General features: G+C 69.4%; 8 protein-coding genes and 1 pseudogene. 4 read left to right on the top strand and 5 right to left on the bottom strand.

Annotated features, from left to right (window positions below):
• Positions 1-53: 53 nt before the first annotated feature.
• Positions 54-530, bottom strand: coding sequence for an ATP-binding protein (locus tag ACFVH0_RS12825; protein ID WP_385819589.1), 477 nt, complete (start codon positions 528-530; stop codon positions 54-56).
• 200 nt (positions 531-730) lie between these two features.
• On the opposite strand from ACFVH0_RS12825, the gene ACFVH0_RS12830 reads away from it, so the two are divergent.
• Positions 731-1,558, top strand: a complete 828-nt coding sequence (locus tag ACFVH0_RS12830; protein WP_385819616.1) for a Scr1 family TA system antitoxin-like transcriptional regulator — start codon at positions 731-733, stop codon at positions 1,556-1,558.
• Positions 1,555-1,761 carry a DUF397 domain-containing protein gene (locus tag ACFVH0_RS12835; protein ID WP_385819590.1) on the top strand — a complete coding sequence of 69 codons (207 nt, stop codon included), beginning with the start codon at positions 1,555-1,557 and terminating at the stop codon, positions 1,759-1,761. Before ACFVH0_RS12830 ends, ACFVH0_RS12835 begins: the two co-directional genes overlap by 4 nt.
• A 139-nt stretch (positions 1,762-1,900) precedes the next feature.
• Here the strand turns inward: ACFVH0_RS12835 and ACFVH0_RS12840 are convergent, their stop codons facing one another.
• The 3 genes and pseudogenes from ACFVH0_RS12840 to ACFVH0_RS12850 all read right to left on the bottom strand — a co-directional run.
• Positions 1,901-3,376: a sensor histidine kinase gene (locus ACFVH0_RS12840; RefSeq protein ID WP_385819591.1), complete on the bottom strand. Its 1,476-nt coding sequence runs from the start codon at positions 3,374-3,376 to the stop codon at positions 1,901-1,903.
• A 98-nt stretch (positions 3,377-3,474) separates the two neighbouring features.
• Positions 3,475-4,164, bottom strand: a complete 690-nt coding sequence (locus ACFVH0_RS12845; RefSeq protein ID WP_385819592.1) for a DUF2397 family protein — start codon at positions 4,162-4,164, stop codon at positions 3,475-3,477.
• A gap of 251 nt (positions 4,165-4,415) precedes the next feature.
• Positions 4,416-5,173: pseudogene (locus ACFVH0_RS12850) on the bottom strand (M56 family peptidase); the annotation flags it as partial.
• A gap of 414 nt (positions 5,174-5,587) precedes the next feature.
• Between ACFVH0_RS12850 and ACFVH0_RS12855 the strand changes: the two are divergent.
• Both ACFVH0_RS12855 and ACFVH0_RS12860 read left to right on the top strand, forming a co-directional pair.
• On the top strand, positions 5,588-5,995 hold the full coding sequence (locus ACFVH0_RS12855) for a hypothetical protein (RefSeq protein WP_385819593.1): 408 nt from the start codon (positions 5,588-5,590) through the stop codon (positions 5,993-5,995).
• Positions 5,992-9,867 (top strand): AAA domain-containing protein, encoded by a 3,876-nt coding sequence (locus tag ACFVH0_RS12860; protein WP_385819594.1) that lies wholly within the window; start codon positions 5,992-5,994, stop codon positions 9,865-9,867. The genes ACFVH0_RS12855 and ACFVH0_RS12860 overlap by 4 nt, the downstream gene beginning before the upstream one ends.
• 36 nt (positions 9,868-9,903) lie before the next feature.
• Here ACFVH0_RS12860 and ACFVH0_RS12865 read toward each other — a convergent pair whose 3' ends face one another.
• The gene (locus tag ACFVH0_RS12865; protein WP_385819595.1) at positions 9,904-10,950 is read right to left on the bottom strand and encodes a beta family protein; all 1,047 of its coding nucleotides are present in this window, start codon (positions 10,948-10,950) and stop codon (positions 9,904-9,906) included.
• Positions 10,951-11,009 lie beyond the last annotated feature (59 nt).

An 11,009-nucleotide genomic window follows, 5' to 3' on the forward strand; every position in this document is an offset into this window, starting at 1 on the left:
GACCGCTTCGGCGCGAGCCGACCGGTGATCGACGCACCGCGTCCGTGTGAGCGTCAGGTCAGGGCGACCTCGCACCAGACGGTCTTGGTGTACGGGTCGTTGTCGGTGGTGCCCCAGTGGGTGGACAGGGCTTCGACGAGGAGGAGGCCCCGGCCGGTGTCCAGGTCGGGGGACGGCTGCGGGATCGCGCCGGGAGCGGGTGGGCGGCGCTCGGGACGCGCGTCCGTGACTTCGATACGGACGGCGGCCCCTCCTGGGCGGAGGGTGAGCCGCAGGCGGAAGTCGCGGCCCCGTACCCGTCCGTGCCGCATCGCGTTCGTGGCGAGTTCGGCCACGAGAAGGCTCACCGTCCGGTTGGCCTCCGTGTCGTACGACCGGCCCCAGCGGTGCAGTTCCTCGGCCGCGAGGCGGCGGGCGAGGCGGGCGCCGCGCGGGGTGGCCGAGAGAAGAATGGCGAAGTTGCGGGCTGGAGCGGTGTGTTGCGTGGGGCCGGGGCCGAATACCGGCGAGTGGGCAGTATCGCGATTCATGTCACTCAGCGTGGTCGGCCACCTCTACCCTGACCAGTAACGACGACGGTACGCAGCGTCACTGTCCGGGTGCTGTCCGGCTCTGTCCGGGCGCCGTGGCGTTACGCGGTGCGCCGACGAGGAGTTGGGTACGGACGTGGCGGACGTGGAGGTGCGCGAACGTGGGTGTGACGGGGCGGGGAACGCAGGGCGGCGACGGGATGGAGCCGTACGACGCCGAGGACGAGGAGTCGGCGGCCGTACTGCGGACGATCGGACGGGTCGTGAAGTCGTGCCGCGAGCGGAAGGGACTCACCCAGGCCGAGTTGGGGACGGCCATCGGCTACAGCGAGGAGCAGGTGTCCTCGGTGGAGCGGGGGCGGCGGGCGCCGAGTGAGGCGTTTCTGGAGAAGGCCGACAGGGTGCTGGAGGCCGCTGGGCTGATCACCGGGCTGAAGAAGGACGCGGAGGAGGCCCGGTATCCGAAGAAGGTGCGGGATCTGGCGAAGCTGGAGGCGAAGGCTGTCGAAATCTGCACCTATGACAACTCCGTCGTCAACGGGCTCTTGCAGACGGCGGAGTACCTGAAGGCCGTGTTCGGCTCACGACGGCCCGCGTTCGCCGAGGAGGAGGTGGAGCGGCTTGTCGCTGCCCGGTTGGCCCGGCAGCGGATCATCGGCGAAAAGGGGATGATCCCAGCTTTCAACTTCGTGCAGGATGAGGCTGCCCTCCGTCGGCCGGTCGGAGGCAAAATGGTGCTGCGCCGACAACTCGAACGCCTGTTGGAGATCGGGCAAATGCGGAACGTGGAGGTCCAGGTGCTGCCCCTGGACCGTGAGGACAACGCCGGGCTTGACGGCCCCTTCCATCTCCTGCGACTGAAGGAGGGAACCACCGTGGGGCACACCGACATCCAGCTGGTCAGCCGCCTGATCTCCGATCGCCGGGAGGTCCAGATCCTCGAACTGCGCTATGGAATCATCCGAGCCCAGGCCCTCACACCACGAGAGTCGCTGACCTACATCGAAAAACTGCTTGGAGAGACATGAGCCTGAAGCCCCCGACCGGTGACGGCACCGAACTGGAGTGGTTCAAGAGCAGCCACAGCAATCCCGACGGAGCTGCCTGCGTCGAGGTCGCTTCCGCCCCGGGCACAGTCCACGTACGCGACTCGAAGCAGGCGGAGGGCCCCCAGCTCGCCTTCGGGCCCCGCCAGTGGGCCGCCTTCGTGTCGTACGCCACCGATCACTGAGGCACGAGTCCTGCTGACGCCCCGCGTCCCGTTCCGTACCGGGCACGGGGCGTCGGCACGACCGGCGTTCGTCGGGCCGAACGCGGCCGGGACCGACACAAGCCGCAGGGGCGGCCGGTCTTGAACACCATCGGGGAGGTCAGGGCTCGATGCGCAGCTGTGGCAGCAGCACTCTGAAGCGGCATCCTTCGCCCGGTGCCGAGCGCAGTTCGATGCGACCGCCGTGCGCGGTGACGAGTGCGTGAACGATGGCGAGCCCGAGCCCGGAGCCTCCGCCGGCCACGCGGCTGCGTGAGTTGTCCGACCGGTAGAAGCGCTCGAAGACCCGCTCCTGTTCGTCCGGCGTCAGGCCCGGTCCACCGTCCTCGATCTCCAGTACGGCATGGCCGTCGAGGGAACCCGCGCCAATGCGGATGTCACTGTCGGGCGGTGTGTGGTTCAGCGCGTTGCCGATCAGATTGCTGACCACTTGGCGCAACCGCGCCTCGTCCGCGAGGGCCGGGGCCGAGGTGGCCTTCCCTCCGTCGGGGCCGGTCAGACCGACGGACCGGGTCGGGGCCATGGCCCGGATGTCGTGCAGGGCGTCGACGGCGAGGGTGCGCAGGTCCATGGGAGCCAGGTCCAGCGGGTACGGAGTGGGGGTTCGCGGTGCCGACCGCGTCAGGAAGTTGCTCTCGTCGAGTTTCGCGAGCAGCAGCATGTCCTGGACGAGTCTGCCCAGACGTTCGGACTCCCGGGCTATGCGTTCCATGGTCTCGTCGACGTTCTTCCGGGTGGGCAGCGCGCCCATGCGGTAGAGGTCCGTGTAGCCCTTGATGCCTACCAGCGGGGTGCGCATTTCGTGACTGGCGTCGGCCACGAAGCGACGCATCCGCGCCTCCGCCTCCTCTCTGGCCTGGAAGGCGGTCTCGATCTGGACGAGCATCCCGTTGAGCGACGCGGTGAGCCGTCCGGTCTCCGTGCGCGGTCCGGCCGGCGCGGGCACACGGCGGGACAGGTCGCCGTGGGCGATGGCCGTGGCGGTCTCCTCGATACGGGTGAGGGGGCGGAGTCCCGATCGCACGGCGAGCCAGCCGACCGCCGTGAGGAGGCAGACCAGGACGCTGCCCACCGTGGCGGAGATGCTCCGGATCTCGTTCACGGTGTCGTCCACCTGGCTGAGAGAGGCCGCCACGATCACGTTGCTGGGCGGATCGGAGGTGCCCGGGGGGCCGTTGGGCGCCTGGTGAGGCACCGCGATGGCCCGCCATCGCCCCGAGCCTTCCTGGGAACCGACGGTGAACGGTTCGCCCCGGCGCGCATCGACGGCGTCGGTGTCGAGAACCGGCAGAGCAGGGCCACCGCCGGGCGGTTCCTCCTCCGGGCGGAGCGTGTTCAGGGCTTCCCCCTGAGCGTCCGTGTACAGGACCACGAGACTGCTGAACTGATTCCACTGCGAGGGGAGCTGTTGGTCCCGCAGGGGTTCCAGGGTGCTGGCGGGCAGCCGGGCGCAGATCTGCGTGGTGATCTCCAGCCGGGAATCGGCCTGCTTCATCAGATACCCGTCCAGCGCCTTGATCACGAAGAACCCGGCGAGCGCCCGTGCTCGAAGCGGCCCGTGCCGCGACTGGGGCATCGTCATCCGTCGGCGTGGCTGCACTCTCCCAGCCCCACATCGCTGCTTCCGGGGAATTCCTGGGAGTTCCAGGTGGCTCTTGTCCCGAATCGGCCCGGCTATCGGGTGAATTCGCCGCCACCGGCGGCCGAGAATTCCCAGAGAACGCACAGATCCTGGCGGCGTCGAATGAAACGGCGCTGTCCACCGCGACCAGACTCTTTTCCCAGCACCGCATCAGCGTCGTAGCCGGTAAAGGAGCGAACTGTGCCCAAGCCTGAACAGAAGCTGTCCCGCCGAGCGTTCGGCGGAACCGTCGGAGCGGGAGCGGCCGCCGCGATATCCGGCCTGCCCGCCACCGGGGCCCAGGCCGCGGCGACCACGCCGGCCGCCGCCGGGGAACAGCCCTTCCGGGCCTCCCCGGACCGGAAGTCCGAGCGGTAGGCGGACAGCGCCTCCTCGGCGGCCTCCCCCTCCCTCGTGAGCTGGTAGATGAACCGCTTCCGGTAGAAGTCCTCGACCGCGGTCACCCGGGCGGTATCGGGATCCGCCCGCAGATTGCCCCAGCCGACGAGCTTGTCGAGCGTGCCGACGACGGCGTCCGGCCCGGCGGGACGGACATCCGCCGGCAGCGCGGTGTGCACGTCCTCGGGCCGCAGGTGGACCGCGAACCGCTCCTTGGCCGTCAGGAACGCCCGCATCACGTGGCGGTAGAGCGGGGTGTTCGGCACCGTGAGATGAGCGAAGGGGCCGAAGCCCGACGGCTCGGGAAGGGGGCCGGCGGAAGCACTGGGGGCGGTGACAGTCATCGCCGCCATTGTCCCTGAGGCGCGGCTACCACGGAAAGAGACCGAAATACCCGGCCGATTCAACCCGTTTGACCGGATCAGAATGTCACCGATGTCGAGCTGGAGCAGCCCGACGAGGATCCGGACATTGCGGATGAGCGGATCACGGGGCCGTACGACCCGTCCGAGATCGAGATCCAGACCCTCAACCCGACGATCAACTGCGCCGGATGTCGGCTTTCCGTCGGGTTCTGTGACTCGGGCCTCACGCCTTACAGCGGCGTCGCCACTTCGAGTACGACGAAGAGTGCGAAGGCCGCGTTCAGCGACGAGAGGGTGGACACGGCTGTTCCCGAGGCGGCGACGAACGCCGCGACGCCTGTCGAAGTGAGCGCCGGCGGCCAGCCGCGCTCCGGTGGCACCGGACCCAGCAACGCGGCCACGCGTCGCGGGACGGGCCCGGCCACGGCGAAGGCCGGGGCGGCGGCCCGGTGTGAGACGAGCGCCGCCTTCCCGACGGCGCGGGCAGTAAGCCGCCGGTCACCAGTGTGGAGGGCAGCCTCCTCGTCCGCCCAACGTTCGGTGGTGTACGAGATGGCCACGCGGAGAGGCCGCAGAAGTGGATTGGCGTAGCCGGCCAATTGGGCGGCCAGCAGCAGGCAGTGCTGTCGGCACGCCAGATGCGCCCGCTCGTGCGCGAGGAGTGCCTGCTGCTCCGCCGTGGTCGGAGAAGCGAGCATGGCGGAAGAGACCATGATCCTTCCCGGCGAGCCGGGTAATGCGTATGGCATCTCGTCGGGCAGCAGGGCGGCCTCGCCCGTCGTGGACAACGGGCAAGCGTCCTATGCGCGCGGGAACGAAACGATAGTGAGCCCATAGCATCGACGCGCAGACCAGGGCCACAGCCGCGAGGTCGACGATCGCCGCCCTTGCCCGCGAGCCGATCGTGCGGGACAGCCTCCCGCACCTCGTCGTCTGACCAGCCGTCCGGAAGCGGGTTTCCGGGAAGCTGAGCCGTCCCGACCACAAGACGCCCACATGCGTCAGCTCGTGATTCCGCTCGGACAGCAGCCGGGCCAGTTCTCTGACCCGTGCTTTCAGCGCGTCGACCTCCTTGCTCTTCGGTGAGGAGAGCACCAAATCGACCGCGTCCTTCTTGAACCCTTCCGGGAGTTACTTGCCACGAGCCATGGCAGACCACTTCCACCCGCAGAACGCCACGCGACCTGCCGTTCAGGTGTCGGTCTCGAAGGGGTCGCATCGCACGACCCGGTGTGCGAAGAAGTCGATGCCGATCCGGACAGGAAGGACCGCACGGGCCGAGCTGCGCGTTTCACGCCATTGACCGGCCGGTTTCGGCTACCCAGGGAGCGCCGCGCTATGCCCCAGATAGCCTTGCGGATCCGTGTATCCGCCGCATGGGGAACCAAAGGACACAGTGAACGTGAGCACCATCCACGCGGGGCCGGTGGGCTACCGCCTCTCCATCGTCGACGAGGACCCGCTGCGCTCCCGGCGCGAAGCGCGGGAGCTGCTCGCGGCGATCACCGACACCGATCCGCACGCCGCACTCGATGTTCCCCGACCTCAGGATCCGGGCACCGACGACAGTCTCAAGGGCGGCCCGGCCACCGACCTGATCGGGCTGGTGTTCGGCGGCGGTTCCTTGGCCGCCGCCGCCGTTCAGATCTGGCTGGCACGCGTGCCGCAACGGACCATCGTCGTTACCCGGCCCGACGGGGCGACGCTGCGCATCTCCGGGAAAGAGGCGCGGGTCGACGACGAGCGGATCCAGCGTTTCCTCACCGACGGCTCGGAGGACCTCCACGGAGACGGACCGACCGCGGAGTGAGTGACAACGACCGGTACGCCATGCTCATCGGCGTATCCACGTACGACAGTGACCGCTACCACGATCTGCCGCCCGTCCGGGCCGACCTGCACTACATGCAGGCGGTGCTGGAGAGCACCGAGATCGGCATGTACAACGACTGCGCGATAGTCGCCGAGCCGACCCGCGCCGAGATGCTGCACGCGATCGAGACGTTCCTGGAGGAGCGGCAGCCCATCGAGACCGCTCTGCTCTACTTCAGCGGCCATGGAGAGTTCTGCGAGGCGGACGGCCAGCTGTACTTTCTCACCCGGGATGCCGATCCGGACGACCTGCCGGGAACGGCGGTGCCCGCCGAGTTCCTGGAGCGGATGCTCCAGTCCTGCCGGGCATCCTCGAAAGTGGTACTGCTGGACTGCTGCTCCAGCGGTTCCGTCGTACAGGGCTGGACCGCCAAGGGCGCATCCAAGTCGGATACCCAGCCCGCGCCCAGCACACTGCTGCATCCGACCGGGGTGTACTTCATCACCGCCTCCGACGCCCTCCAGGCCGCTTCGGCGATGGCCCCGGCCGGGTCCTCCCTGGGCACCTCCCGATTCACCGGTGAGATCGTGGAGGGGCTGCGTTCGGGGCGGATCAAGGACAGTGGCTGGATCACACCCGACGACCTCTTCACGTACCTGACCACCCAGATGGTGCGCGCCGGAGTGCCCCAGGAGCAGCGGCCGACCAAGTCCACGATTCGGGCCACGAGTTCGCTCCCCCTGGCACGCTCCGTGGCGCGGTCGGTGAACCTTCCCGCCTTGCCCGGCGACGGCAGCACCCGGGCCGACCGGAACACCTCCCCCGCGCTGCTGAAGGCACGGGAACTGGCCGGGCTCGACGCCCGGGACGGCGTCGACCGGCAACGGCTGCTGCGTTACTACGTGCACTGCTTGAGCGCGCAGGCGGCGTCGGGCATGCTGCCCGATCGGGACAGCGGACGAGGCTCCGCGTACTTCTTGCTGGGGCAGGGGTCCGAGACGATCCAGTCCGGGCTCGGCCCCAGCCTCCCCGCTCCCTCCCAGCTGCCGAGGCCGAAGGGTGGAGGGGCCGGATCTGCGAATGGCGCCGGGCTTCAGGAGTACTGGTACGGGTATCCGGCGATCACCCTTCCCGAGCGCGGCGGGGACGGCCGACGCCGCGCCGCGGTGCGGATCGCGCCGTTGCTGATCCAGTCGATGGAACTCGCCCCCGATGAAGACGGCCGTGACAGGCTCCGCCCGAACGGGGTTCCTTCTCTCCACACGGGGCTGATCACGGACCTGCTGGACGATGAGGCCGCTGCGGACCTCCTGGCCCGCTGGCAGCCGACCTGGCAGGAGGGCAACGGCACGCAGATGGTGCGGGCCGTGCGCGAGCTTCTGGCGGAACTCGGTGTTCCGGAGCTGGAGCCCTTGGACCTGTCGGCGCTCAGTGAGCGATCCGTGATGGACTCGCTACGGCCCGGTGCTCATAACGCCGCGGTTCTCCTCGCGCCCTCGGGTGTGGAACGGATCGCGACCGAGGCGCTCGTGGACAACCTGCTCCAGATGTCGACACGTACCGCACAGATGCCCGGCACCGCGCTGGACGCGCTCCTCACGGGCGGCGACGAGGCGGTGGTGGACCGTGAAGCGCCGGGCGTCGTCGCCCCGGGGCCGTGCAACGAGAGCCAGGAGCGCGTGATCAGGGCGGCGATGACCCGTCCACTGACCGTCGCAACCGGGCCACCCGGTACCGGCAAGAGCGAGGTCGTGACGGCCGTGGTCGCGACGGCCGTCGCCGCAGGCCAGACCGTGCTGGTCGCCTCCACGAACAACGAGGCCGTGAACGTGGTGGCCGACCGCTGTGACGCGATCTCGCCCGGCCTGCTGATGCGGACGGGCAACGCCGCGGCGCTGGAGCGGGAGGCCGCGAAACTGGAGCAACTTCTCAGCCGCTCCGCTGAGCCTCCGGGACGCGGGACGGCAACCGTAGCCGGTGACCTTCGCAACCGGCACGCGCGAGCGCTCGCACACCGGGCGGAGGCGGCGCGGCTGGTGGGCGAGGAAATGACGTTGGTGGAGTTGCTACGGCAGCGCGCCCAGGAGGCCGACGCCCTCGGACTGGCCGTAGAACTGCTCGAAGGGCTCTGGGCCGACGACGAGACCGACAGGCTCTCCCGCTGGGAGGAGCGGGCCCGTGGGGCCGCCCAGGCCCGATGGTTCGGCTTCGGCCGATGGCGCAGGGGACGTGCCCTCTCGGCGTTCGTCGCCGGTTCCGGTACGGCGCCGGCCGACCCGTGGCCGTCCTGGGCCTCGGCCCGGCCCACGCCACCCGAGCTCCTGCTCGCTCTGGCGGAGGCTGTGGCCGTGGAACGTGCGCTGCGAGAACGCGTGCCCCTGCTCCTCGGCCGGGACGAGGAACAGCTGAAGCAGGCACGGCTGGAGACGGCCGCCGGGCTGTCGGAGGTGTCGGGTGAACTGGCCCGGACCGTGGCGGCGGAGGCCATGACCCGAGGACGCTCGCTCATGGGCCAGCGGCTCCAGGCGCTGCGTCGCCGGTCAGGCTTCCAGAAGAGCCAGCGCAACCTGATGACGCACCTCAAAGCGTGGGCCATCAGCACGCATTCGGTGCGCCAGCTGGAACTGACGCCAAAGCTCTTCGACCTGGTGGTGATCGACGAAGCGAGCCAGTGCTCGATCCCGGCGGTCCTTCCCCTGCTCTTCCGGGCCAAGCGGGCACTGATCATCGGTGACCCCATGCAACTCGGACACATCCCCGGCATCACGGCGCAGCAGGAACGGCAGGCGCGGGTGCGGGCCGGGCTCAGCGCCGCACAGCTGGAGGACCACCGGCTCGCCTACCACGTGTACGCGTCGTACCACGCGGCCGCACAGCACGGTGAGTCAGCGCTGCTGCTCGACGAGCACTACCGCTGCCATCCAGCGATCGCGGACATCGTCAACGGCTACTGCTACGCGGGACAGTTGCAGGTCCTCACTGACGTCCGCAGACAGGTACCGGCTTCCGATCCGTTCGGCAGGAACGACCCGGCACCGGTGCTGGGGTGGGCGGACGTGCCCCACGGTGAGTCGGCGCGGGGTGGCAGCGGCCAGTCATGGCGCAACGCGGCGGAGGCGGGGCGGGTGCGGGAGACGGTGGACGAGCTACTGCTGCGGCTTCCGCCGGATGCGACGGTCGGTGTTGTCACGCCTTTCCGGGCCCAGAAGGAAGCGCTCGCCCGCTTCTGGCCAGACAACGAGCGGGTCAGGGTGGGAACCGTGCACGCCTTTCAGGGCGGGCAGCGCGATGTCATGGTCCTGAGCCCGGTAGCAACCGACAACACCCCTCCGCGTACGGCGCATTGGGTGGCGAGTCAGGTCAATCTGTGGAACGTTGCCGTCACCCGGGCAAAGTCTCAGCTGATCACCGTGGGCAGTCACGCGTTCTGGCAGGAACAGGCGGGGCTGCCCGCATTGCTCGCCGAGCGGTCGGCGGTGCTGCGCACGGACGCGTATGCCGACCAGGACACCGCGGTCAGGGCGGAGAGGGTCTCCAGCGTGCGCGAAGAACTCGCGGACCGGCTCCAGGAGTACCTGGGGGAACGCGGGATCACCGATCTGGAACGCGCGGCCGTCGTCGGTGGGCACACCGTGGATCTGCTGTTCACCGTGGACGGCACGAATACCGCCGTACTGATCGATCCTGGCCCCCGCAACAACCAGGATCCGGCCCGGCACCTGCGGCTGACACACGCACGGGCCGATCTATTGACCGGGCTTCCGTCCGGTGGTGCCGGGGCGAAGGCCGGGCCGGTGACCCGGACTGTCCGGATCCCGGCATGGCGGATCCTGGCCGGCGAGGCGGTGTTGGAGCCACTGTTCAGCTGATGCGTCGGGTAGCCGAACAGGGGCAGAGGGGCGCCGTCATTCCCGCAGGCTCCGCACGACGTAGGTCATGTGCTGGACGTTGCCGACGCGAAGCCAGACGGAGGCATTGCCGGTGCCCTTAGTGCCGTAGCCGCACGCGCAGTCCCTCAGCCAGCTCTCGCCTGCACCGGCCACCGCGCCCCGGAAGTCAGGCAGTTCAAGCAGCTGGCGGGCCGCCGCCCGGTTCACGGCGGTCCGGTCCTCGCCTCGCGCAAGCACTTTGGCGAGGACGAACGACTCGGCGGTGGTGTAGCGAAGCACGCCCCAGGCGGGGCCGCCCCCGCCCGCCGACGGTTCGCGTGCGATGGCCCGGGCGGACTGGATGCCGTAGTCGCCGAAGCTGAGCCACGGGACGTAGCCGCGGGCGGCGGCGGTCAGCTCACGCCAGACGAGCCAGTCCGTGCGAGGTTCGGCCCGCAATCCTTCCTCCAGCATTTTCGCGGTCACGGACGGGAACCCACCGCTCAGAAGGGCTGCGGTTCTCCAGGGTGTCAGGGGCATCAGCGCATCGAACGCACGCAGTGCCTCCTTTCCTGCATCGGGTCGATCGCCCAAGACCGCACCCAGGTCGAGGAGCAGATCCGCCTCGTCGGCAGGATCCAGGCGGGCGAGCAGGGCGCGAACAGCGTGGGCTGCGTGATCGTCCCACTCGCCCGGCAGTGCCACCCGTATGCCGACGCCGCTCCCGCTGCGCCGCGCAGCCTCCAGCGCGGCTGTCTGCTGGAACTCAGGACGGTCGGGCCCGGTGACCGGACGCAGTGCGCTCAGCTCACCGAGGTCGGCCAGCACGGACATGAAGACCCGCAGTTGGACCTCCCCTGCGAAGGGGGTATCGATCCAGGCCGGATGATGGCGCTGCACTCTGCTCACAGCGTGCGCTTCGCGCCGTGTGTGTGCGACGAGTACGTCGCGTACCGACCCATGACGCGGCGGAAGGTTCCAGAGCGGCACCACCGATCCCTGAACAGCCGGACTCAACTGCCGGTACGCCGCGATGGCGTGCGGCGCCGCCGACAGGACGGGAACGTACGACGGTCCGGACATGACGGCTCCCCCTTGGCTGTGCCCGTGCCCTGGCTCCCCTTCTTCAGGGTCCACCCCGT

Origin of the sequence: Streptomyces sp. NPDC127117 (assembly GCF_042677325.1) — a bacterium.
Taxonomy (GTDB): domain Bacteria; phylum Actinomycetota; class Actinomycetes; order Streptomycetales; family Streptomycetaceae; genus Streptomyces.

Excerpts from the sequence above, each read along its gene's own strand:
- ACFVH0_RS12825 (WP_385819589.1), bottom strand. The coding sequence starts at position 530 with ATGAATCGCGATACTGCCCACTCGCCGGTATTCGGCCCCGGCCCCACG.
- ACFVH0_RS12830 (WP_385819616.1), top strand. The coding sequence starts at position 731 with ATGGAGCCGTACGACGCCGAGGACGAGGAGTCGGCGGCCGTACTGCGG.
- ACFVH0_RS12835 (WP_385819590.1), top strand. The coding sequence starts at position 1,555 with ATGAGCCTGAAGCCCCCGACCGGTGACGGCACCGAACTGGAGTGGTTC.
- ACFVH0_RS12840 (WP_385819591.1), bottom strand. The coding sequence starts at position 3,376 with ATGCCCCAGTCGCGGCACGGGCCGCTTCGAGCACGGGCGCTCGCCGGG.
- ACFVH0_RS12845 (WP_385819592.1), bottom strand. The coding sequence starts at position 4,164 with ATGACTGTCACCGCCCCCAGTGCTTCCGCCGGCCCCCTTCCCGAGCCG.
- ACFVH0_RS12865 (WP_385819595.1), bottom strand. The coding sequence starts at position 10,950 with ATGTCCGGACCGTCGTACGTTCCCGTCCTGTCGGCGGCGCCGCACGCC.